Origin of the sequence: Melittangium boletus DSM 14713 (genome assembly GCF_002305855.1) — a bacterium.
Lineage (GTDB): Bacteria > Myxococcota > Myxococcia > Myxococcales > Myxococcaceae > Cystobacter > Cystobacter boletus.
The window spans coordinates 4,633,783-4,656,150 of the sequence record NZ_CP022163.1; the positions used below are offsets into that span (position 1 = coordinate 4,633,783).

The 22,368-nt window shown below is 68.2% G+C and carries 23 protein-coding genes and 1 pseudogene; 8 read left to right on the plus strand and 16 right to left on the minus strand.

Annotated elements, in window-relative coordinates:
* Positions 1-117: 117 nt before the first annotated feature.
* Both MEBOL_RS19585 and MEBOL_RS42335 read left to right on the plus strand, forming a co-directional pair.
* On the plus strand, positions 118-1,167 hold the full coding sequence (locus tag MEBOL_RS19585; protein ID WP_095978871.1) for a PspC family transcriptional regulator: 1,050 nt from the start codon (positions 118-120) through the stop codon (positions 1,165-1,167).
* A 164-nt stretch (positions 1,168-1,331) separates the two neighbouring features.
* A complete protein-coding gene (locus MEBOL_RS42335; RefSeq protein ID WP_218920930.1) occupies positions 1,332-1,487 on the plus strand; it encodes a hypothetical protein in 156 nt (51 codons plus the stop codon).
* On the opposite strand, the gene MEBOL_RS19590 is transcribed toward MEBOL_RS42335, so the two are convergent.
* Positions 1,454-1,999: a hypothetical protein gene (locus MEBOL_RS19590; RefSeq protein WP_095978872.1), complete on the minus strand. Its 546-nt coding sequence runs from the start codon at positions 1,997-1,999 to the stop codon at positions 1,454-1,456. The genes MEBOL_RS42335 and MEBOL_RS19590 overlap by 34 nt on opposite strands.
* Positions 2,000-2,887: 888 nt before the next feature.
* On the opposite strand from MEBOL_RS19590, the gene MEBOL_RS19600 reads away from it, so the two are divergent.
* On the plus strand, positions 2,888-3,556 hold the full coding sequence (locus MEBOL_RS19600; protein ID WP_063725069.1) for a GNAT family N-acetyltransferase: 669 nt from the start codon (positions 2,888-2,890) through the stop codon (positions 3,554-3,556).
* A gap of 83 nt (positions 3,557-3,639) precedes the next feature.
* On the plus strand, positions 3,640-4,272 hold the full coding sequence (locus MEBOL_RS19605; RefSeq protein WP_095978874.1) for a glycosyltransferase family 2 protein: 633 nt from the start codon (positions 3,640-3,642) through the stop codon (positions 4,270-4,272).
* A 509-nt stretch (positions 4,273-4,781) separates the two neighbouring features.
* Here MEBOL_RS19605 and MEBOL_RS41895 read toward each other — a convergent pair.
* Positions 4,782-4,937: a hypothetical protein gene (locus MEBOL_RS41895; protein WP_170115549.1), complete on the minus strand. Its 156-nt coding sequence runs from the start codon at positions 4,935-4,937 to the stop codon at positions 4,782-4,784.
* A gap of 184 nt (positions 4,938-5,121) precedes the next feature.
* On the minus strand, positions 5,122-5,475 hold the full coding sequence (locus tag MEBOL_RS19615; protein ID WP_095978875.1) for a hypothetical protein: 354 nt from the start codon (positions 5,473-5,475) through the stop codon (positions 5,122-5,124).
* 240 nt (positions 5,476-5,715) lie between these two features.
* Here MEBOL_RS19615 and MEBOL_RS19620 point away from each other — a divergent pair, with 240 nt between their 5' ends.
* Complete coding sequence (locus MEBOL_RS19620) at positions 5,716-6,783, plus strand: acyl-CoA/acyl-ACP dehydrogenase (RefSeq protein ID WP_071905527.1); 1,068 nt, start codon at positions 5,716-5,718, stop codon at positions 6,781-6,783.
* Complete coding sequence (locus tag MEBOL_RS19625; protein ID WP_095978876.1) at positions 6,771-7,532, plus strand: PIG-L deacetylase family protein; 762 nt, start codon at positions 6,771-6,773, stop codon at positions 7,530-7,532. The genes MEBOL_RS19620 and MEBOL_RS19625 overlap by 13 nt, the downstream gene beginning before the upstream one ends.
* Before the next feature lie 922 nt (positions 7,533-8,454).
* Here MEBOL_RS19625 and MEBOL_RS19640 read toward each other — a convergent pair.
* The 4 genes from MEBOL_RS19640 to MEBOL_RS19655 all read right to left on the minus strand — a co-directional run bounded on the left by MEBOL_RS19640 (position 8,455) and on the right by MEBOL_RS19655 (position 12,552).
* Complete coding sequence (locus MEBOL_RS19640; RefSeq protein ID WP_157775274.1) at positions 8,455-9,579, minus strand: site-specific integrase; 1,125 nt, start codon at positions 9,577-9,579, stop codon at positions 8,455-8,457.
* A 262-nt stretch (positions 9,580-9,841) separates the two neighbouring features.
* Complete coding sequence (locus MEBOL_RS19645; protein ID WP_095978879.1) at positions 9,842-10,426, minus strand: hypothetical protein; 585 nt, start codon at positions 10,424-10,426, stop codon at positions 9,842-9,844.
* Positions 10,427-10,463: 37 nt separating this feature from the next.
* On the minus strand, positions 10,464-10,718 hold the full coding sequence (locus tag MEBOL_RS19650; protein WP_095978880.1) for a hypothetical protein: 255 nt from the start codon (positions 10,716-10,718) through the stop codon (positions 10,464-10,466).
* A 127-nt stretch (positions 10,719-10,845) separates the two neighbouring features.
* Positions 10,846-12,552, minus strand: a complete 1,707-nt coding sequence (locus tag MEBOL_RS19655; protein ID WP_095978881.1) for a glutamine--tRNA ligase/YqeY domain fusion protein — start codon at positions 12,550-12,552, stop codon at positions 10,846-10,848.
* A 229-nt stretch (positions 12,553-12,781) separates the two neighbouring features.
* On the opposite strand from MEBOL_RS19655, the gene MEBOL_RS19660 reads away from it, so the two are divergent.
* Entirely contained in the window at positions 12,782-13,231 is a 450-nt protein-coding gene (locus tag MEBOL_RS19660) for a hypothetical protein (protein WP_095978882.1), read from the plus strand.
* A gap of 12 nt (positions 13,232-13,243) precedes the next feature.
* Here MEBOL_RS19660 and MEBOL_RS19665 read toward each other — a convergent pair whose 3' ends face one another.
* The 6 genes and pseudogenes from MEBOL_RS19665 to MEBOL_RS44105 all read right to left on the minus strand — a co-directional run.
* Positions 13,244-14,230 (minus strand): ketopantoate reductase family protein, encoded by a 987-nt coding sequence (locus MEBOL_RS19665; protein ID WP_095978883.1) that lies wholly within the window; start codon positions 14,228-14,230, stop codon positions 13,244-13,246.
* Positions 14,231-14,243: 13 nt separating this feature from the next.
* A complete protein-coding gene (locus tag MEBOL_RS19670; protein WP_095978884.1) occupies positions 14,244-14,708 on the minus strand; it encodes a hypothetical protein in 465 nt (154 codons plus the stop codon).
* Between the two features lie 67 nt (positions 14,709-14,775).
* Positions 14,776-15,780, minus strand: a complete 1,005-nt coding sequence (locus MEBOL_RS19675) for an ABC transporter substrate-binding protein (RefSeq protein ID WP_095978885.1) — start codon at positions 15,778-15,780, stop codon at positions 14,776-14,778.
* Between the two features lie 30 nt (positions 15,781-15,810).
* The gene (locus MEBOL_RS19680; protein WP_425437645.1) at positions 15,811-16,545 is read right to left on the minus strand and encodes an ABC transporter permease; all 735 of its coding nucleotides are present in this window, start codon (positions 16,543-16,545) and stop codon (positions 15,811-15,813) included.
* On the minus strand, positions 16,451-17,416 hold the full coding sequence (locus tag MEBOL_RS44100) for an ABC transporter ATP-binding protein (RefSeq protein ID WP_425437646.1): 966 nt from the start codon (positions 17,414-17,416) through the stop codon (positions 16,451-16,453). Before MEBOL_RS44100 ends, MEBOL_RS19680 begins: the two co-directional genes overlap by 95 nt.
* 156 nt (positions 17,417-17,572) lie before the next feature.
* Positions 17,573-18,124: pseudogene (locus MEBOL_RS44105) on the minus strand (cysteine dioxygenase); the annotation flags it as partial.
* A 297-nt stretch (positions 18,125-18,421) separates the two neighbouring features.
* Between MEBOL_RS44105 and MEBOL_RS19690 the strand changes: the two are divergent.
* Entirely contained in the window at positions 18,422-19,360 is a 939-nt protein-coding gene (locus MEBOL_RS19690) for a hypothetical protein (RefSeq protein ID WP_095978888.1), read from the plus strand.
* Positions 19,361-19,362: 2 nt separating this feature from the next.
* Here MEBOL_RS19690 and MEBOL_RS19695 read toward each other — a convergent pair whose 3' ends face one another.
* From MEBOL_RS19695 to MEBOL_RS19705, 3 genes are read right to left on the minus strand one after another with little or no spacing between them, the layout of a single operon-like run.
* Complete coding sequence (locus MEBOL_RS19695) at positions 19,363-19,830, minus strand: ankyrin repeat domain-containing protein (RefSeq protein ID WP_095978889.1); 468 nt, start codon at positions 19,828-19,830, stop codon at positions 19,363-19,365.
* A gap of 59 nt (positions 19,831-19,889) precedes the next feature.
* Complete coding sequence (locus MEBOL_RS19700; protein WP_245919919.1) at positions 19,890-21,293, minus strand: hypothetical protein; 1,404 nt, start codon at positions 21,291-21,293, stop codon at positions 19,890-19,892.
* Between the two features lie 14 nt (positions 21,294-21,307).
* A complete protein-coding gene (locus MEBOL_RS19705) occupies positions 21,308-22,306 on the minus strand; it encodes a hypothetical protein (RefSeq protein WP_245919922.1) in 999 nt (332 codons plus the stop codon).
* Positions 22,307-22,368: the final 62 nt, after the last annotated feature.

Below are 22,368 nucleotides of genomic sequence, written 5' to 3' on the forward strand. Positions count from 1 at the left end.
AAGACTGGGTTTCTTGGAGGGCCGAGGCTTGGCACGCGCGCTGCAATAACGCTTTCCCGTCTCGGCGTCCTCAAGCAAACCCCTTCTCTTCTCCCTCTTTCTTCCGGAGCACACGTCATGGGCATCAAACTCGGTGGTGCGAGCAACCTCTTCAAGGGCGGCAACAAGGTTCCTAGCTTCAAGCCCAGCACGCCCAAGCCGGACGCGAAGCCCCAGTTCTCGCCGCGCCCCGACATCAATGGCAACAAGCCGGGCGCCAAGCCGGACGCGAAGCCCCAGTTCTCGCCGCGCCCCGACATCAACGGCAACAAGCCGGGTGCCAAGCCGGACGCGAAGCCCGAGTTCTCGCCCCGTCCCGACATCAACGGCAACAAGCCGGGTGCCAAGCCGGACGCGAAGCCCGAGTTCTCGCCCCGTCCCGACATCAACGGCAACAAGCCGGGCCTGAACCGTCCCGGCTTCGACCCGGGCAACCTCAGCCCCAACATGCCGGGCAGCCGGCTGGGCGGCGCGGTGGATGCCTTCGGCGGAGTTGCCCAGGGTGTCGCCGGGCTGGCCGGGGCCGGCCTCGATATCGCCTCCACCGTCGGCATGATGGCGCCCCAGCTGATGGGCCCCATGGGTCCCATGGGAATGGGTCAGCAGATGATGCCGCCGATGATGGACCCCATGGCGGCCGCGGGCTTGGGCCAGGGCTTCGGTGGGGCGCCGATGATGGACCCGTACGCCGCCGCGGGTGGCCTGCCGCCGGAGCTGGCCGGGGCGCCGATGATGGACCCGTACGCCGCCGCGGGTGGCCTGCCGCCGGAGCTGGCCGGGGCGCCGATGATGGACCCGTATGCCGCCGCGGGTGGCCTGCCGCCGGAGCTGGCCGGGGCGCCGATGATGGACCCGTACGCCGCCGCCGGAGGCGTGCCCGCCGGTATCGGCGGGGCGCTGCCCACTGCGGCCGAGGCCCTGGCCCCCAGCGCGGGTGCCAGCAGCCAGTCCGGGCTGGGCGGCCTGTTCGACACGGTGGCCAACGCCGTCTCCTCCGTGACCCAGGTGGCCGAGGCCGTGACGAACCTGGTGAACCAGGTCGGTGGTGGCGCCGCCAGCGCCGTGCCCACGCTGCTCGGCGCCGCCGGGTTGAACCCGCAGGACACGCAGCAGACCGCGGTGTTCTGAGCCACGCGTGACGAGCCACGCCCCGCCGACCCGAAGAGGGGTCGAGGCGGGGCGTGTGCGTTCGGGGATGACGGCACGCTGGGGCCTCGGGCCTCGGCGCGCTCCCCCACCTGGAGGTAGCCCTCGGCCGAGTTCGTCAGCGCGTCCAGGTCAAATCCGGCGACATGGGCGTGATGGACGAGCGCGGCTTCTTGCGCATCGTGGACCGCAAGAAGGACATGATCCTCGTCTGGAATGACCGTGCGAGCCCTCCGACGCGCTTCCTGGAGGGCTCCAACGGGTTCGACTACATGCAGGTCATCGTATTCAGGGTCGAATAACCCGGGACCTTGCAGGTCCGGACGAGCGCGCCACAGCACCCGCTGAAATGCTGGGTGCCCGATTGGTACTCGACCCGTGGAAAGGTGCCGCCCTGACAATTCTGGTACGGGCCGCCGGGCAGCGCCGCGAGCTGGGGTGAGACCCCGTTCACGGTGCAGCTCCCATCGGTGCAGCTCATCGTATTCAGGGTCGAATAACCCGAGACCATGCAGGTTCTCAGGAGATCGCCGCAGCATCCGCTGAAACGCTGGGAGTTGGACTGAACGGAAATGAAGGGAATGGGGCCGCCGTAACAGTTCTGGTACGGCCCTCCGGTCAGCGCCTCGAGTTCTGGCGAGACCCCGTTCGCGGTGCAGCTCTGCGTGCCCATGGACGAAGACGTCTGGGCAACATCCACGTGGGTCGCGATATCGGAGTTCTCATCCACGAGGGCGCCGCCCCCATCGCATCCGGCCATCAGCATCGCAAGCGACAGCAGCGCGCAGGCCGTTGTCTGGAGTGTTCTGTTCATTCCTTATCCTCTCTTTGTGAAGTCGCGACGTTCGTTCAGCTCACTGGAGGCCGACGCCCACGACGAGTTGGCACGTGTCGGGAGCGACGCCCGAGTTGGTGGTATCCAGGAGGCAGACCACGCCCTGGGTGCCATAGGCGGTCGATGAGACGCCTCCTGTAAACACTCAAGATGGTTCTGGCCAGTGACCCGGCGTCTTCCTATCATGACATGTATTTGTGAGCCAACACTATTGGTGAAGTCTTGTTGTTCCGTGTCGAGCGGAATATTTAAATGTGTTTCAGCGATCAAGAATCATGACGGCCTCTATCGCGCCGATGCGTTGGGTGATTGGATGGAACGGGGCTGGAAGGGTGTCAGACGATTCGCAGGAGACGAGGTGTCGGAACGAGTCCTTTGACACCTTCCCCGGCAAGGAGCGGAGGAAGGAAAGGACACCGCGAGTGGACTGGGCAGAGTTGCTCAGGAGGACGTTCGACTTCGACGTGTTCGCCTGCGTGGGGTGTGGAGGTCGGCGGAGTGTAGTGGCGTACGTGAAGGGGGCTTGCGGGGTGCGGGCGATTCTGGAGCACCTGGGCTTGCCCACGGCAGGTGCGAGGTGGGCCCCGGCACGAGGGCCACCCCAGGCCGCGTGGTGTTGAGGCTCAAGACAGCCCGTAGGGCCCCTGCCACGCACCTGATGAGGAGCGCGGCCTGGGCAGGCGTGTACCCCAAGGGCGCTGCGCGGCCTGTCCACCGACCGGGCGCATCGCTCGGGCGGCCCCATCAGCGGCCCTCCTCGGCCCTTCTTCACCCTCTCTCCCCCTCTACAGTGCCCCCATCCCTCTTATGCGCTTTCCTGTGGGCTCGACATTGAGTCGAAAGGGCAATGACCCGACAATCCAGTCCATGTCCACCCAGGTCCCTCCCACCCCGCCTCGTCCCTCGCGCTCGTCTCAGCGGATTCGTCCCTACCAGGCAGAAGACTGGGACGCGGTGTACGACATCTGTGTGCGCACGGGCGCCATGGGAGAGGACGCGCGGGGCCTGCTCGCCGACGCCTCCTTGTTGCCGGACATCTACGCCGGTCCCTACCTGACCTTCGAGCCGAACCTGGCCTTCGTGGTCGAGGACGCGGGCCGCGTGGTGGGGTACACGCTGGGGACCGCCAACACCGCGGCGTTCATCGAGACGTGGCGTGAGCGATGGTTGCCGCGCGTGGCCTCGCGCTACCCGCCCCCCGTGGAGCCGACCCGCACCACCGACGAGTGGTTGGTCTCCACGCTGCACCATCCCGAGCGAATGCTCACCCCCGAGATCGCCCCCTATCCGGCGCACCTGCACCTGGACCTGCTGCCCGAGGCGCGGGGAGGGGGGAACGGCCGACGACTCCTCGAGGCCTTCTTCCTCGCGGCGGCCGCGGCGGGAGCCCACTCCGTGCACATGGGAACGAACGCCCAGGCGGCGCCCTTCTTCGCGCGGATGGGGTTCGCGCGGCTCCCGGAGGCGGACCACAACAACCTCGTCTTCTTCCACGGCCTCACGGGGCCGCTGCCCTCCGCGAGAGCCGGCACTTGAGCCGGCCGGCACTCGCGCCACTTGAGGAAGGCAGGCCCGTATCCTGTACTCACCCTGCGCGACATGAACCAGGTCCGCTGACGATGATCTATCTCCTCCTGCTGCTCACTGGGGTCAGTGCCCTCTATCTGATGAACCTGGCGGTCCTGCTGCGCCGGGTGATGCGGGCACTGCCCCGAATCACGCGACTGGAGGCACCGGCACCCGCGCGGTGGCCGCGGGTGTCGATGATCATGCCCGCGCGCGACGAAGCGCGCACGTTGGAGCCCGCCATGCGCTCCAAGCTGGGCAACTCCTATCCCGAGCTCGAGCTGGTCCTGGTGAATGACCGCTCGACGGATGCGACGGGCTCCCTGGCCGATCGCTTCGCCCAGGAGGAGCCCCGGCTCCAGGTGGTCCACATCGAGCAGCTCCCCGCGGACTGGCTGGGAAAGGTCCATGCCATGCAGCGGGGATTGGAGCGCGCGAGCGGCGAGTGGATTCTCTTCAGCGACGCGGATGTCCACCTCGCGCCCAAGGCCCTGGAGCGGATCGTCGCCTACGCGGAGCACGAGGGACTCGAGCGTATAGGCAGGAGAGAGGCCGTGTTGAGGGGGAGGGCAGGTGCAGAGGGGCCGAGGAGGGCCGCTGACGGGTGCCGGCCGAGCTGTGAGCCGGGCCGGTGCAGAGGCCAAGCAGCCTCCTTGGGCATGCCTGCCCAGGCTGCCCTCCCATGAGGAGCGCGGCAGGGGCATCAGGTCTCTTGGCTGTGGCGGCGTCAGCCTCAACACCATGCGTCTTGGAGTGGGGCTCGCGCCGGGGTCAGGCTCGCACCTGCCGTGGGCAGTCCCAGGTGCTCCAAAATTGCGCGCACCCCTCTGGCTTGCTTCACGTACGCCAGCACCCGCCGCCTGCCTCCACACCTGACGCAGGTGAACACGTCCACCGCGAATGTCCTGCGCAGCAGCCCCGCCCAGTCTACTGGCGGCGTCCTCTCCTTCCTCCGCTCCTGCCTCGCCCCTGCCTCCGGCGCCTCGCTCGCCTCCTCTGCTCCTACCTGGGGGCGCGTCACGCTCCTCTCCTCCGCACCTGCTTGGGGGAAAGTCCTCCTTCACGTGCAAAGGCAGACACTTCTGGGGGGCGCCGGTGAAGGCCTTTTCACCCGGCGCGAACAAGAAAAAGGGGCCCCTCGTGAGAGGAGCCCCTGGGTGGATGCTTCATGTGTGGAGTGTCTTGATTCGCGGCGTCAGGCGCGCAGACGACCGCGGCCCACCGAGCCACTCACGAGACTCGCCACGAAGAGGACGGCCGAGACGATGAGGAGCCACTTCAGCCCCTCCACGAACAGACCCACTCCTCCGAAGATCAGCGCCAGGACCAGTAGAATGACGATCAGGTTCATGCCCTGAAGGATGGGGAGCCTGTTCTCACAGACAAGCTCCGCTGGAGTCGTTCACGCCTGCCCGGCTGCTCATGACGGAGCTGTTTCATTCCAGACATAGACACGCTTCGCCGTCTCCAAATGAAAACGGACCGGGCCCGAGCCGTTTCGTGAGGCTCCAACTGGGGCCTGCTTCATCGCCGGCTCACCCGAGGAACACGGGCGGTGTGGTGCTCTTCTCATCCGCGAAGCCGCGGTCCGCCAACAAGGTGACCTGGACTCTCGACCGCATCATTGCGCGGCCCCTTGAGCGTGGACTTCTGCATCGTGAGCCAGACGAGCGGCGTGGGGCGTCGTGTTGGATCATCAGAGAGGCGACCAGGGTCGTCTGGTCATCATCGTCGTAGTCCGTCCAATCCAATCCAAGGCGGCTGGCGGCATGGATGATGCCCAGAGTCGCGAGCGACAGGGACAACACGCGCATGGTGTGGACATCCTGGCCGAAGAGGCCCGAGAGGAAGGCATGGACTTGCTGCTCGTTGATAGCTTTGGAACTCACTTCTCCAGTAGCATCAAGGACATGATTTCTTGCGCCAAGCAGCCAGGCAACCCCCTCATCCCCTGGTTGATAAAACGAGGGGATGGCTCAGGTCCAGCTCAGGAGCGGTATGTGGCCCCGTGTGTCGGAGCAGGATGGGATGCGCCTCCCGAGGAGGGAATTGTCCCGGGGCTCCAGGCGCGCCGTTCGTCAGCGCTGACCCATGGTCCCCTCGGGAGGTCATTCCTACCTTGGTCCGACATGTACTCCAGCGGTCTTCGCGAGCAGTCGGCGCACCAGGAAGAACACTTCTCAATCGAGGCACTCCAGTTGCTTCTGGGGCGACTGGAGGGCCCTGCGGAGGAGCCCGTGGGGCTCGCTCCGGCGCGTGGGCTCCAGCAACTCCTCTCCGGGGGCTTCGGGGCGCTGCCGCTGCCCGGGCGGGGCCAGACCCTGCTGCGGTGGCGGGCCCTGGCGGCGGTGGCGGCGGTGGACCTGGGCCTCATCAAGCTGTTCGAGGGTCATACGGATGCGCTCGCCATCCTGGCGGAGCTGGGCGCCGAGCCGCCTCCGGCCGGGAGCAGTTGGGGCGTCTGGGCCTCCGAGCCTCCCCAGGCCCGGGTGCGGGTGAGCGGACGCGCGGACGGTCGGGTGGAGCTGTCCGGCCGTAAGGCGTGGTGCTCGGGGGCGCCGCAGGTCAGCCATGCGCTGGTGACGGCCTGGGACGCCGAGGAGCGTCAGTGCCTCGTGGCGGTGGCGATGAAGCAGGCGGGCGTGCGCGTGACGAAGGAGGGGTGGCACGCGGTGGGAATGGCGTCCTCGGCCAGCGTGGACGTGCTCTTCGAGGGCGCGGTGGGCACGCGCGTGGGCCCGCCGGGCGGCTACACGGCGCGGCCGGGTTTCTGGCAGGGCGGCGCGGGCATCGCCGCGTGCTGGTATGGCGCGGCGGCGGCGGTGGGCGAGACGCTGCGCGCGCACTGTGCCCGGCGCGAGGAGCCCCACGCCCGCGCGCACCTGGGCGCGGTGGACACCGCCCTCGGTGGAGCGCGGGCGCTGTTGCGTGAGGCCGCGGCGTGGATCGATGCGCATCCCCGGGAGGATGCGTCGCTCGTCGCCTGGCGGGCGCGAGCCGGGGTGGAGGCCGCGGCGGAGCTCGTGCTGCGGCACACGGGCCGGGCCGTGGGCGCGGGTCCCTACTGTCGGGACGCGCGGGTGGCCCGGCGGATGGCGGACCTGCCGGTGTTCTTGCGCCAGAGCCACGCGGAGCGGGACCTGGAGGCCCTGGCGGGACTCGTGGTGAAGGAAGGAGCGGGTGGATGGAGCCTGTGAATTCGCGGCGCATCCTCGACGAGGGCACCTCGGCTCGGGACTGGGAGGCCTGGAGTGGCCTGGACGTCCTGCCTTCCCTGGAGCCCGCCCTGCTGGTGCCCGAGGGCCGGCGTGCCGTCATCGTCGCGCCCCATCCGGATGACGAGGTGCTCGGGACCGGAGGGCTGCTCGCGCGGCTTGGCCGGCTCGGGCGGGACGTGTTGGTTCTCGCCGTCACGGATGGGACGGCGAGCCATCCGGGGTCCACCTCCTGGCCGGTGGAGCGGCTCGCGCGGACGCGGCCCCGGGAGACGCAGGAGGCGCTGCACCGGCTCGGGCTGGGCGGGGCGCGGGTGGAGCGGGTGGGGATTCCCGATGGCGCCGTCACCGAGAACGAGGAGCGGCTGGTGGAGTGGTTGGGCGCGCGGCTTCGTCCGGACGACGTGGTGCTGGCCACGTGGCGCCTGGATGGACACCCGGACCATGAGGCGGTGGGGCGGGCGGCGTCGCGGGCGTGTGCGGCGTTGGACGGCCGCTGCGTGGAGTTCCCCATCTGGATGTGGCACTGGGCCCGGCCCGGAGACACGCGGGTGCCCTGGTCCCGGGCGCGGCGCATCGAGTTGGACGAGGCCACGCTCGCGCTCAAGCGCCGGGCCATGGAGGCGTACGTGAGCCAGTTGGAGCCGGATTCCACCACGGGAAACCCGCCCATCGTGCCCCCTTACGCGCTCGAGCGGTTGATGCGGCCCTTCGAGGTGGTGTTCACATGAGCGTGCCCATGGCGCACTTCGAGCGCATGTACGCCGACAGCGAGGACCCCTGGGAGTACCGGCGGCGCTGGTACGAGCGGCGCAAGCGGGCCGAAACGACACCCGATGAACGGGTACCGGCTGTACCCTCGCCGCCAAGTTCTGGAGCTACGGAGGCGGATCCACTCAGGATCCGAGAACGCATCATGAAGGCTCCCTCCAGCAGGTGCGGAGGAGGCGAGAGCAGGGCTTGAGGCAGCGGCCAGCAAGGAGCGGAGGAAGGAAAGGACACCGCGAGTGGACTGGGCAGAGTTGCTCAGGAGGACGTTCGACTTCGACGTGTTCGCCTGCGTGGGGTGTGGAGGTCGGCGGAGTGTAGTGGCGTACGTGAAGGGGGCTTGCGGGGTGCGGGCGATTCTGGAGCACCTGGGCTTGCCCACGGCAGGTGCGAGGTGGGCCCCGGCACGAGGGCCACCCCAGGCCGCGTGATGTTGAGGCTCAAGACAGCCCGTAGGGCCCCTGCCACGCACCTGATGAGGAGCGCGGCCTGGGCAGGCGTGTACCCCAAGGGCGCTGCGCGGCCTGTCCACCGACCGGGCGCATCGCTCGGGCGGCCCCATCAGCGGCCCTCCTCGGCCCTTCTTCACCCTCTCTCCCCCTCTACAGTGCCCCCATCCCTCTTATGCGCATGCGCTCTGCCTGCGACGGCGGTGCAGTCTGTCTCCGTGGATCCAGCCCAGGCCCTTCTGGCCTGCGGACACTCGCGCATCTTCGAGCTATTGAAGTCAGGCGCCTGGCACCGTGCCCCCAAAGTGGGCATGGCCGTCCGGGTGCACCGCCAGCCTTGCCGCGTTTCAGGACAGCGGACGCCGCGAACTTGTTTCCAGGCTCAAGCGGCGCCCGCCACGACGCAATGCCGGGCGGGGCGAGAAGGAAGCCCTCCTCAAGCTGATTCGACGAGCCTGAGCGCGGCGGCCCTCACCGGCAGCCACACCGGATCCTCGGGGTGCTCCAGCCTGATGGGGATTTTGATCATCGGGGGCACTTTCACGTTGTCATAGAAGCGCTTGGTGGTGTTCGCGGAGTGGTGGCCCACCACGGCGGCAATCGCTGCCAGGGGCAGTCCCCCTGTCTTGGGTCTCACCTCCTGACCGCACTCCGACGCCCACGTCACGAAGCTATGCCGATACTCTCCCAAGCGCACCGGCTCTATCCCCAACTTCTTGCAAGCGCGTCCTACCACCCGCCGGATATGGCTATCCACGGGCGCCGCCCCTCGTGCTTGCAGCCTCTGCACTGCCGCCAGCGTTTGCCGGTCGATGCTCTGGCGATGCACATTCCCGCTCTTGTGGATGAACGTCACCGTCGCGGCGATTTCTCCCGGCTCCTCCAGCACAGCCACCTTGCCCTCTCCTCGGGCCAGTCGCTCTATCTCCGTGCCGTGCATGCCTGTCTTCGCGTGGATGCACAGCACGTCCCGCACGCATTGCACATCCGTCATGCGCCGCGTGGCCTCCTGGTTGAAGTTCTTGAACTCCCACCCGCTGAGGGCCCGGTAGAGCCGCTCGGTGGTCTCAATGCTGTAGCCCTTCTCCCTCATCGCCTTCTCGGGCCGGGTCACCGGCACCTTGAGAGACACGGTGGGGTCCTCCGCCAGGGACAGTGCCCCTTGCTCCCTGAGCCAGGAGGCAAATGATTTGAGCGCAGTTATCCGGTTCTTGCGGCCCGTGGGGTGCCGCGCCAACTCGCGTAGAAGTTCCTGGAGGCTCACCGTGCGCAAGTCTCGGCCTGCCAGGGCTTCGGCCCACGTCGCGAGGTAGAAGCCCACGTTGCCCACGTAGCGCGCCGTGGTGCCCGCATTCCGCATCGACTCCAGGAACCGGCCCACGGTCTCCGCCGTGAGGTAGACGGCGGCCTCCTGCTTGAGCTGCCGTGCCTCCTGGCGCGTCCGATAGCCCTCCGGATCGCGCAGGAACAGCGCCAATTCGGCTTCCGCCTCGGTTTCGCTGCGCGCGTCCAGATAGACCGTATAGGCGCGTCCCTGGACCATCTTACGCAGCACGAACACCGGGCGACCATCCTTGCCGTTGAAGGTCCGCCCTCCCTTCCACCTGCCAGTCCATACCCTGCTGTTGCCCATGTCTGGACCCCTCCGTTTGGTCCTTTTTTGGTTCCAAGGAGCCCGATTTGGTCCCCAAAAGCAAACCGCGCCCCCCTGGCAGCAGAGGGCGCGGCTCACAGCGGCGGGTAACTTCCAGTGGAAGCGGCGGGAATCGAATCCGCCTGCGGCGACCGTGGAGTCAGGGGACCAGGGACCCGTGGTCGTGAGTCTATCCAGCGTCTGGTCCGGTCCCTCCATCTGCTTCGGAGTGAGACTGGGTTCCGCCATCCAGGATCGGGTTGTCATAAGCCTCGATGGGCGAGGACACACCGGGCTCGGCTTGGATCCAGGTGCCATCGTTGCTCGTCGACGTTTCGCGAGGGAACTCAGGCTGTCCATCTAGCCTCCGACGGAGGATGCGGCCGTCCCTGCTGATGGCATACTTCACGCCTGAATCGAGTGCTGGGTACTTGTGGCCACAGTGGGCCAGGTTCTCGGAGATGTAGATGAAGAAGACATCTCCTTGGCGGATGATGCGATAGGTCTGGGCCTCCCGCTTGAGGGCACAAGGTAGGTCCTCGGATTCCGGGGGAAGGAAGTCCTGGGTGGCGACCGTGAGCGCCCGAAGCATTTCCCCGTCCAACTCGTGGATGCTACCTGGAGCCCCTACGTTGACAGGCGCGCGGTCGAAGAATTCTGGGAAGACAATGGAGGGGTCGTCCTCAAGCGGCACCAGCGGGGATCCCTGCCGTCCCAACAGGCTGCATCCGGCGAGTGTGAGAATCGATGCGAAGACGAGGTCTTTTGCTTTCATGGAGTACCCCGTTGAACTCAGCCGGAAGTTTGACTGTCTATATCGGGGATACGTCCGTGACGACGATGCGCCGGTTTGAATGGTCTATCTCGTAGGTGATGCCGTATTGCTCATTGTAGAAGGAGATGCGGCCATTCACCGTACTGGCCAGGGCGGAGTCCCGCGCGGCCCGCAGGGCCAGTCCGTCCAGGGTGTGCAGGAAGTGCATGTGCGGCACGGAAGGAAGCGTGTTGGCCTGCATCCGCGCGAGGTGAAGCAGTTCCGTGCGGTAGGGGTCGGTGTCCAGGGACATGGGGCCGTGCCGGAATGCGAGAGGGGTGGACTTGAAGCCATCCCACGCGGGCTCGAGGTCCCAGGCGGGGTCCCCGGAAGCGCCCGTGGTCCTCGAGGCGCTCCGGGGGTGAATCAGCGCGCCGCGTTCAGCTGGCGCCTTTGGCCTGCTCCTTGGCCCAGGTGTCCTTGAGCGTCACCGTGCGGTTGAACACGGGCGCGCCCGGCTGGGAGTCCGGGTCCACGTTGAAGTAGCCCAGACGCTCGAATTGGAAGCGCTCGCCCAGCTGGGCCGCCCCCAGCGAGGGTTCCAGCTTCGCGGCGGAGATGAGCTCCAGTGAGTTCGGATTGATGTTCTGCTTGTAGTTGAAGCTCGCCGCCAGCTTTGGATCCTTGGGCGCGCGATCCGGCTCGGCCACGTTGAAGAGCCGGTCGAACAGCCGCACCTCGGCGTCCACGGCATGCTGCGCGGACACCCAGTGGATGGTGGCCTTCACCTTGCGCCCATCCGGGGACTCGCCGCCGCGCGTGGCGGGATCATACGTGCAGCGCACCTCGGTGACCTGCCCCTGCTCGTCCTTCACCACGCCCGTGCACTTGACGAAGAAGGCGAAGCGCAGGCGCACCTCCTGCCCGGGCGCGAGCCGGAAGAACTTCTTGGGCGGGTTCTCCATGAAGTCGTCCTGCTCGATGTACAGCACGCGCGAGAAGGGCACCTGGCGCGAGCCCGCCGAGGGGTCCTCGGGGTTGTTCACCGCGTCGAGCATCTCCACCTGGCCCTCGGGGAAGTTCTCGATGACGAGCTTGAGCGGGCGCAGCACGCCCATCCGGCGCGGCGAGCGGCGGTTGAGGTCGTCGCGCATCGCGTTTTCCAGGCGGCCCACGTCGATGCTGGCGTCGAACTTGGTGACGCCCACGTCCTCGCAGAAGGCGCGCAGGGCCTCGGGGGTGCAGCCGCGCCGGCGCAGGCCCGACAACGTCGGCATGCGCGGATCATCCCAGCCGCGCACGTGCTTGCCCTGCACCAGCTCCAGCAGCTTGCGCTTGCTCATCACCGTGTAGGTGAGGTTGAGCCGGGAGAACTCGATCTGCTGCGGGTGGTACACGCCCAGCTCGTCCAGGAACCAGTCGTAGAGCGGCCGGTGGTTCTCGAACTCGAGCGTGCACAGCGAGTGGGTGATGCGCTCGATCGAGTCCTCGATGCCGTGCGCCCAGTCATACATCGGGTAGATGCACCACTTGTCGCCCTGGCGGTGATGGTGCGCGTGGATGATGCGGTAGAGGACCGGGTCGCGCAGGTTGAAGTTGGGCGACGCCATGTCGATCTTCGCCCGCAGGGTGCGCGCGCCATCGGGGAACTCGCCCGCGCGCATGCGGCGGAAGAGGTCCAGGTTCTCCTCCACGCTCCGGGTGCGGTAGGGGCTGTCACGGCCGGGCTCGGTGAGCGTGCCGCGGTGCTCTCGCATCTGCTCGGCGTTCAGGTCGCACACATACGCCTTGCCCTTCTGGATGAGCTGTTCGGCGTAGGCGTACATCTGCTCGAAGTAGTCCGAGGCGAAGAAGAGCCGGTCGCCCCAGTCCGCGCCCACCCACTTCACGTCCGTCAGGATGGAGTCGACGTACTCCTGCTCTTCCTTCGACGGGTTGGTGTCGTCGAATCGCATGTTGAACTGGCCGCCGTGCTCCACCGCCATGCCGTGGTTGAGGTGGATGCTCTTGGCGTGTCCGATGTGCAGGTAGCCATTGGGCTCGGGAGGAAAGCGGGTGTGCACGCGTCCGCCGAACTTCCCGGACTGGTTGTCCTCCGCGATGATCTGCCGGATGAAGTGGACGGGCTTGGACTCGGTTTCGGCCATACGGGAATCGGTCTCCTCTAGAGGGCTCACACTCGCCCAAAAGCCGGGGGGAACGAAAGAGAATCGTCCGGAATGGGGGGTGGATTCCCGGCGGGCAGGTGGGCGGGCGGCTGGTGGCGTCCAGGGAGCCCACCCCGGGCATCCCCACCGTCTCGTACCGGGGGGCGGTCGCGACCCTCGCGGGGGCATGTCATCGTTCCCGCCCTCCCCCGGTCAGGAGCCTCCGCCCATGCAACTGCGGCTCAAGTACCCCCCCACCCCCGAAGCCGCACCCAAACACGCCGCGCTCTGCGTCTGCGCGGCCCTGCTCCTCAACGACATCGAGCTGGATTACTCCGTCGAGAGCCTGGAGCTGCTGGACGGGCTCCTCGACCGTCTGCACCGGGACGGTGTCCCGGCCGAGCAGGTGGCCGAGGTGCTCTTCGCCTTCGGCTGTTACGTGGGCGAGGTCTTCGTGCGCCACGCGGGGGCCGGGTGGTGCCGGACCGAGGGCACGTCCATGGAGGGGGTGACCGGCTTTCCCCTGCTGATTCAATTGGGACCCCAGCGGTACTGCAATCCGCTGGGCAAGGTGTTCAAGCGCCTCGCCGAGGGCGGGGAGCACGCGCTGCCCTCGTTCTACGCGCTCTTTTCCCGGCGGGAGGCCCCGGCGCGGGACTTCCTGTACGACCGGCACTGAGCCCGGCCCCATTCACTTCTTGGCGGCCAGGTCCGGGGGCGCCAGTGCCTGGAGGTGAGGGGTGTCCAGGCCCGCGCTCTGGCCCATGGCCAGGTAGGTGCGCAGCATCAACCGGGTCTGCTCGCCCACCTTGGTGAAGTGGACCCGCAGGAAGGTCTCCAGGTCGACCGGCGCGACGCGGGTGGCGAGGGCCAGCGAGGCCTTGATCAGGACGGGCCGCAAGAGTGGCAGCAGGGAGGCGGGACTGGCCCCCGTGGCCCACTCGGCGATCCGCGCCGCCTCGCGCGCGGCTCCCAGCGTCCGCTCCAGGGACTCGGGCCGTAGCAGGCGCTCGAAGCTCCACCCCACCGCTTCCAGGCCGAGCACCGCGGCGCACAGCATCGCGGAGGGAATCGACGCGGCGCGCGTCACGTCCGCGTCCTCCTTCACGGGAAAGCCTCCCGCGCGCAGGGTCCGGAGGAGGGGCCACAGCCGCTCCGAGGGCCCGCTGAACAAGCCTCGGGACAGGGGCGGCATCCAGAAAGCGGTGCCCGGCCCCTTCAGGGCATCCTCGGGCGTCAGGGGCGCGTGGAAGGCGAGGAAGGGAATCATCCCGGTCACGAGCCGCTCGGCGGGAATCCATTGCAGCAGCCACTCCCGGTCATCGAGCGCGGGCTGGAGCATCACCCAGGTGGCGTCCCCGGTGCTCGCGGCCAACTTCTTCAGCCCCTCGCCCGAGCGCAGGGCCGTGGACGAGACGCACAGCCAGACCTGATCCCAGCGCTCCTTCTGGACCTCCCGCTCCGACACGAGGACGCCGAAGCCGGACAGCGGGGTGGGGGCGGGGGTGCGCTGGCGCACGCCGAGCTCGTACAGGGTGAAGCCCGCCCGGGCCTGGGCTGCGTGCTTCTCCTTCACCAGGAAGGTCACGGCGCAGCCGGCCGAGCGCAGGTAGTGCGCGAACACCTGTCCCACGGCGCCCGCGCCCACCAGCAAGACTCGAGGTTGCTCATTCGTCATGAGGGACAGCTTCTCATGCCGAGCGTCGCGCGGGGTTTTGATCGAAGTGGGCGAGGAATCTGTCGGTATCGGGCTCGAGCCCGGCCTGCCGCAGCAGGCCGGCGCCCCAGGCGACGGCCTCGGACATCCGCGACACCAGCACCTGGGGCATGGGCAGGGGTTGCAAATGGTTGACGAGGTTCATCAGCAGCCGGAGCGCCGCGGAGTCGGTGACGAAGGCGACGCCCATCATGTACGCGCGCAGCTGGGCATCGTGGGCCTTCACCCAGTCCAGCTGCATGTGCCGATGCCCCGTCGTGAACATGGTGCTCGCCTGGCGCAGGTCGTGGATGAGCACGTGACGCTCGCCGCTCTCCAGAAAGCGGGTGCGCTGAGCGAACACCTCCGACAGATGCCCAGGCGTGGCCCTCCCCTCATAGCGGATGAGCACGAGGGGATGGTGCGATACATCGAATTCGACGGAGCGGGGAGCGGACATGGTGGCACTGGGGGCGACGCTTCATGTTAGCCGAGCGCCTGTTTCGTCGAAAGCCGCTCCGGGAGTGTCAGGGAGCGGGTTCCTCGCGCAGCACCTCGTTCAACAGGGTCGTGTCCACCAGTCCCGACAGGTCGGAGCTGGGGACGAAGCCGAGTTGTCGCGCGTGCTCGGCGGCTTGTTTCAACTGCTCGGGCATGATCTGGAGTGCGGGCTCCAACCGCGAGAAGGAGTCCTTCAACACGGCCTCGTCCATGGGGCGCCCGGCTGTCTTGGCGAAGGCGGCGTTGACGCGGGGGATGAAGGTCTCGGGGTGGTGTTGCCACTGCCGGGTGAGCTCCACGTGCGCGCGCAGCAATTGCTTGAGGGGTTCGCGCCGCCGCTCCAGGGCCTCGCGGGTGGTGACGATGACGGTGGTGTGGAAGCGGCGTTGGGGCCACAGCTCGCGCTCATCCAACAGGATGTGGCCTCCGCCCTCGGCCACCATGCGCGCCCCCCACGGCTCGGGCACCCACGCGCCCTCGAGCTTGCCATGGAGGAACAGGCCGAGGATGTCCGGGTTGCTCAGCGGCGTGACGGTGACGTCCTGGCCTGGCTTGAGGCCCTGCTGGCCCAACCAGTGCCGCAGCGCGATGTCCTGGGTGTTGCCCAACTGGGGGGTCGCCAGCGTCTTGCCCTTGAGGTCCGCGGGTGTGCGCGCCGTCTTCGTCACCAGCACCGCGCCCGAGTCCACCGCGGCGGCGATGATGCGCAGCTCCCGTCCCGCCTTGAGGAAGGTGTTGATGGCGGGGCCCGTGCCCACGTACGACGCATCGAGCGAGCCCGCCGTGAGCGCTTCCATGGCGGCGGGGCCCGCGTTGAACATCTTCAGCTCGATGCCGGGCACGGCCTTCTGGAAGGCGCCCGAGTCCTGGCCCACCAGGGCCTGGGCGTGGGTGATGTTGGGGAAGAACCCCAGCCGCAGCGCGCTGGCCGCGCCCCGCTTGTCCGTCTGGCCTCCGGGCTGCTCCTTCTTGCACCCGGCCGTCACCAGGCACAACACCGCGAGGCCCACTCCGAGAACTCCAGCGCGCATATGTCTCCCCATGCCTTCACCTGAGCATGCTCAGCTCGCCGCCAGGCCCCAACGGCGCCGGATGCGCAGCTCCACCGTTTGAAAGAGGACGCGATCGATGAAGGTGCCCACGGCGATGATGCACACCATCACCGCCATCACCTGTGGAATCTCCATCAGCTCCCGGCCCATGGTGAGCAATTGGCCGAGACCGCCCGAGACGTACAGCAGCTCGCCCGCCATGAGCGCCCTCCAGGCGAAGCTCCACCCGAGCTTGAGCCCGGTGACGATGCTCGGCAGGGCCGCGGGCAGGAGCACGCCGGCGAAGAGGCGCGGACCGCGCACGCCGTAGGTGGCGGACATGCGCAAGAGCAGCGGGTCCACCCCCATCACCCCGTCCTCCACCGAGATGGCGATGGCCAGCACCGAGCCCATCACCACCACGAAGATGATGGACGTCTCCGTGAGGCCGAACCACAGGAGCGCCAGGGGCAGCCAGCAGATGGAGGGCAGCGCTTGCAGTCCCACCACGAGCGGGCGCAGCGAGCGGCGCACGATCGCCGCCCGGCCCATGACGAGGCCGAGGGGCACGCCGATGAGCACGGACAGGCCGTAGCCCTGCGCGAGCCGGCTCAGCGAGCGCACGAGGGCGTCCCACAGCCGGCCATCGCGCGCCATCGCCCAGAGACTGTCACCGACCGCCAGGGGTCCCGGGAACAGGTGGTGCGGCCAGGGGCCGAAGCGGGCGAACAGCGCCCACGCGGCCAGCAGTCCCACGAGCACCAGCAGCTTCTGAATCAGGTGCCATGCCTTCATCCTGTGCTCCGTCTTCACCCGGCGGGCCGGGCTCTTCGAGGGACTCACTCTCACGGAGCATGGCGCGGATCTGGCGCGCCATGCCCACCAGTGCCACGTCATCGGGTTCGCGCGGCATGGGCAGGTGCACCTCGAGGTCGCGCAGGATGCGGCCCGGTCTCGGTGCCATCACCACCACCCGGTTGGCGAGCATCAACGCCTCGGTGACGTCGTGGGTGACGAACACGATCGTCTTGTGCGTCTCCAGCCAGACGCGCTGCAGCAGCTCGTGCATGTGGTGGCGCGTCTGCGCGTCCAGCGAGCCAAAGGGCTCGTCCATGAGCAGCACCTGCGAGTCCACCGCCAGCGCCCGGGCGAGCGCCGTGCGCATCTTCATGCCACCGGACAGCTCATGGGGCAGCGTGTTCTCGAAGCCATCCAGGTGCACGTAGCGGATGAAGCGGCGGGCGCGCTCCGCGCGATCCTTCCGGGACAGTCCCCGGGCGGCGAGCACGAACTCCAGGTTCTGGCGCACGGTGAGCCAGGGGTAGAGCGCCGCCTCCTGGAACATGAGCAGCCGGTCCGGGCCGGGGCCGCGGATCTCCCGGCCATCGATGCGCACGTGGCCCCCGGTGGGGTTGATGTGGCCCGCCAGCGCGTAGAGCAGCGTGGACTTGCCGCACCCCGAGGGCCCCAGCAGACAGACGAATTCGCCCGAGCGGATGTTGAGGTTGACGTCCTGGAGCGCCACGACCTTGTTGCCGTAGCGGTGCTCCACGCGCTTGACGGCGATCTTCGCCGAGTCCTCGTCCACCCGGGCGGGCACCAGCGTCTCCTTCACCGTCTCCTTCACCTGGCGCATGCGCCGGAAGAGGGTGCTCCAGAGGCTGGAAAAACGCCCGGAGGCGCGTGGGGAGGGGCGGGGGCGCGTCTGCTCGGGCGGATCGATCAAGCTCATGACTCGGTCATAGCGAAGGGTGCGCCGCTCACATCGGGAGCGTTGGGGGTCATAGGTGAGACACGTGTCGATGGGCCGCGAGTAGACATGCAGGGAGATGGCGGTGCCGTCGCGCGTGCTCGGACGGACCGCGTGGAGATCCTGCTCGGCGGTGTTGTGGTCCACCGCGCGGGGCAGGAGGGTGCGGCGCGAGCCAACGCGCTCGATGAGGGCGTAGCCGGGCTCCCGGCCTCCCGCGACGAGCCGGTAGTCGCTCACCTCCAACTCCCCGGCGACGAGTCGCAGCAGGCAGTCCTGGCCCTCGTGTCCATGGATGGGCGCACGCGAGCCTCGGCCCCATCCCATGACGATGACCTCCAGATCCTCGTCCCGATAGACGCACGTGCGCGTGTACCGGCCATCGCGCAGCAGGGCGAAGGGCTTCACGGCACGCCGATCCAGGACGCCCTCGCGCATCACCTGGGCCAGGGCGCTCACGCCGCCGCGGGCATGGGCCTCCCGGAGCTGGTGAACGAAATCTCCCAGGGAGGGAAAAGAATGCGTCCCCGTGTTGTCTGTTTTGGAAGCGAGCGTGTCCGTTGGTGTCCAGGTACTCGTAGGGCTCCCTTGCATGGCCGCTCTCCTTCCATCCTCTTTTCCTCGTCCTCATGGACGGGGTGAGACTCCGCAAATGTGTGTCTTTGGCCTTCAAGCGCCAAGGCGAGGGGGGGGCCGGAAAATGTGACCTTCCGTCTTTTTGTGGAGGGGCCCTGGCTTGTTCGGGTGACGGGAGGGCATTGAAGCGTCGGGTGTTGGACCGAGGGGGTGGATCGACGCACCGCGAAAAAAGACGCCCGGGGCGCAACCCCGTCTTCTTTTGGCGGAGAATGAGAGGACGGACTTCCCCGTGGAATTTCGCTGGAGCCCCCCTTGACGACGATCGACCGCAGCCGTAGTCCTCTCTCCCCCGTGGGAACGGGCGCCCGTCAGGGCGTGGACAACACCTCGCGGACGGGGGGGAGCGCCGCGAACACCGTGAACCCCCCGGGGGCGAACACGCTCCGACCGGCCGGGGATGCCTTCACGGCGCCTGCCCGTTCGACCCAGGCCCTGTTCGGCGGCGGCAAGCCGAAGGACATCGTCTATGACGGCCAGTTCGTGGGTGCCGGCGGCCAGACCTTCCCGCCCAACACGCCGCTGAGCCAGATTCCGGGCGTGTTGCCGCGCGACAACCCGAACCCCAGCAAGACGATCATCTACGTCAACGGCATCCTGACGAACAAGGAGAGCCAGTCGAGCGACCTGCAGGCCATCGCCGACAAGTCGGGCGCGAAGGCGATCGGCATCCACAACTCCACCGAGGGCGTTATCTCCGACCTGGCCCAGTGCGTGAAGGACAAGCTGGACAAGGGCTCCAACCCCGCCGTGGACACGCTGGCCAACACGCTCTACACGGAGCTCAAGGCGGGCCGCGACGTGAGCCTCATGGGCTACAGCCAGGGCGGCCTCATCACCGCGCGTGCCCTCTTCGACGTGCAGAACCGGCTGCGCATCGAAGATGGGATGAGCAAGGCGGACGTCGAGAAGCTGATGAGCCACCTGAGCGTGGAGACCTTCGGAGCGGCCTCGACGCGCTACCCGGACGGTCCCCAGTACGTGCACTACATCAACAACCGCGACGCGGTGCCCACGCTCACCGGGCTCGGTGGCAGCTTCGATCCCGCCGCCTTCCTCAAGGACGCGGGCAAGGGCGCGGTGGTGCACCGCTTCGGCGACGGTGGCCTCAACCTGGCGAAGAACCACAGCCTCCAGGAGACGTACCTCAACCACCGCGTGCCCTTCGAGCAGGCGCGCGCGAACCGCTTCTAAGCTCAGGGCTTCTTGGCGTTCTTCTCCGCGCGCTGCATGCGCTCGAGCCGTTCGGTGCCGCCGCCAATCTTCCCCGTCACGTAGGCGCCCGCAGTGGCGAGCTTGTGGCGCAGGCCCTCGGACTCGGGGGCCTGGGCACGGGGCTGGGTGAAGAAGTCGGTGCCCACCTGGAGCAGCGCGCGGGCCATGTCCTGCTCGTCCCGGGAGGCGAGCGGGTAGAGCAGGCTGGCGATCCGGCCGTGGCCGTGGGCGGCCGCCTTGGTGAGCGCGGTCTCGCCCATGCGGTCCGGAAGGCTCGGGTCCGCGCCGTGGGCGAGCAGGCCGCGCACGAGGGCTTCCTCGCCCTGCTCGGCGGCGAGCACCAGGGGCGTGCGGCCCTCGGCGTCGAAGGGATTGGGATCGGCGCCCCCGGCGAGCAGCGCCTCCAGGCGCTCGAGGTCACCGGCCTTCACGGCATCGAAGAGGGACATGGACTACCTCCAGACCCGTGAGCATGGCGCGTTCGCACGACCCGCGCCACACCGGGCCCTCAGCGCGCGGGGTTGCGCGGAGGCGCCTGGTCCGGCACCGACGGGGCGGCGCCGACCTTCAAGTCCGCGAATCGCCCCTCGCGCTCCAGCCGGAAGATGTCCTCGTCGGTGACGAACTCCTGGTTCAGCAGTTCCCGCGCGCGCTTGATCTTGGCGAGCAGCACCGGGTCCAGGACGGCGGTGCTGTTCTCCCGGGTGGGCAGGGGCGGGGGCCGCATGACGGAGAAGGAGCCTCGGGCGGGATGGCCATCGGCGCTCACGCCCTCCAGCGCGTAGGTGAGGGCGAAGACGTCCGACTCGGCCTTGGCGTCGAAGGAGACCTTCACCTCGACGCCCTTGCCCTCGGGGACCTCGCTCACGGGCAGGCTCGCGACGTCCACCTGCTCGGGCGGCGGCGGGGCGTGCTCGGTGCCCCGGAAGGCGCGGATGGTGGTGACGCGGGTGATGCGCACGGGCCCCTGGAAGTGGTGGGACAGGCGGAAGGTCTGCCGCACCACGCCGTCCTCGTCGAGCACGGGAAAGCGGGGCGTGCCCTGGGCGAGCAGGGTGACGATGCCCTTCTTGTTGAAGTTCTCGAAGGACGTGTTGAGCAGTTGCAGCGAGGTGCGGCCCGTCTCCTTGCGGCCCGAGGCGTCGTACACGTCCACGCGCACCAGGTGCTGCTCGTACTGGCTGCCCGTGCCCGAGCCTCTCGTGAGGGGATGGGACACGAGGGGGCCCTGGGTCGTCTCGCGGGTGTCGTCGTCGAACGTCCACACGTAGCGCAGGGGGACGAAGGGCTTGGGCTTGGATTGCCCGGCCGCCACGGGCTTCTCCACCACCTTGGCGAAGAACTCGAAGTCGTCCTCGGAGTTGGGCACCCGCCGCGACATCACGTGCACGAGCCGCTCGGGCTCGCAGTCCTTCACGCGGTAGGCGGGCACGGGCACGGTGACGAACACGTTGTCGCGGGTGAACACGGTGACGCGCGGCAGCTCGTACGAGCCATCCGCGTCATTGCGCCACACGCGCACGGGGATGCGCTGGCCGGTGCCGTCGCCCACCGCGTAGTGCAGGAAGGCGTCGTTGCCGTCCGGCGTATGGGCGCGCACGGAGATGAGGTTGTCCTCGCCCGAGCACACCTCCTGCTTCTCCACGAGCACCTCGTCCACGATGGGCTCCGCGGCATGCGGGGTGTCGGGCCGCGCGTTGGCGGGGGCGGGAGGCGCGGGAGTGGACGCCACCGCCGAGGGGGGCGCGTCGTCCCCGGCGGGTGGCGAGGACGGGGGCGCGCGCTCCCCGGTGGGCTCCGGCGTGGAGTCGCCCTGGAACAGGAGCCAGGCGGCCCCCAGGACGAGCAGCGTGAGCACCAGTGCCCACCGCCCCAGGAGCCCGGAGCGGTTCTCGGAGGTCGGCTTCGTCACGGATGACTCCCCTCCTACTGCCAACAGCCGTAGACGTTGCCGCCCGAGTTCCACTGCAACTGGTGCGAGTAGTCCGGGCCCCAGATGGTGTTGTGCATGGAGTGCACGCCCCAGCCGCCAATGCGATCCGGGCTGATGGAGGTGGCGGTGGCGTTGGGGTCATCGCGCACGCCCTTCCAGGGGCTCGCGCTCGAGGAGTCGCACGAGTTGGTGGACATGCAGTTGGCCACCTGGTTTCCGGCGTTGCCGCACACGTTGTAGAAGGGGCAGGCCACGGTGAGCGCCGCGTTGAGGAACCAGCCGAGTGAGGCCTTGCACTGGTTGTAGACGCCCGCGTAGAGCGCGTTGGAGGCGTTGGCGATCTGCCCGTGCGAGTACGTGTACGGCGTCACATGGCCCCGGCCCGCGTAGTGGTGCGCGTAGGCGAGGAAGGTGGAGCACACCATGCCGTTGTTCGCCGCGTCGCCGGGCATGTCATGGACGCTCTGGAGGTCCCGGTACTGGTAGAGCGAGTAGTTGACCCGCATGTTGTGCCACAGGGGGCGGTCGATGGTCTGGCCCGAGTCGGCGCGGGAGCGGTCGGTGACGAAGGGGTGGTTGTACCAGATGGAATCGCCGATCAACGCGGCCTGGGTGGGGTTTCCCTGCTGCCAGCCGATCCACTCGACGCCGCCGCCTTCCGAGTACAGGGAGTGGTAGGCACCGCCCTGGTTGATCTGCTCCAGTCCCGGGTAGCCGTACTGCAAGTGATTGCCATTGATGGGCTTGGTGCACACGCCCGGCCAGTCCGTCTGGGTGGGCGTGGCCAGGGTGGCGTGGGACGTGCTGCCGCCGGGGCCGTGCGAGAGCATGGAATGCGTGCGGTACTCGCCAATCGCATCCATCACGGGCCGGATGGGGCCCTCGCCCCGGCTGAACACCACCGCGCCATTGGGGGCGTTCCACCCGGCGGCGGTCGAGCCGCATGCGCCCTCCGCGGCGGAAGCGTTCCCCGTCCATACCAGCGCGGACACTGCGACAGTCCCTGCGAGCAGATGACGCATCACGACACCTTTCGGGGTAGGGCGTGAGGCTC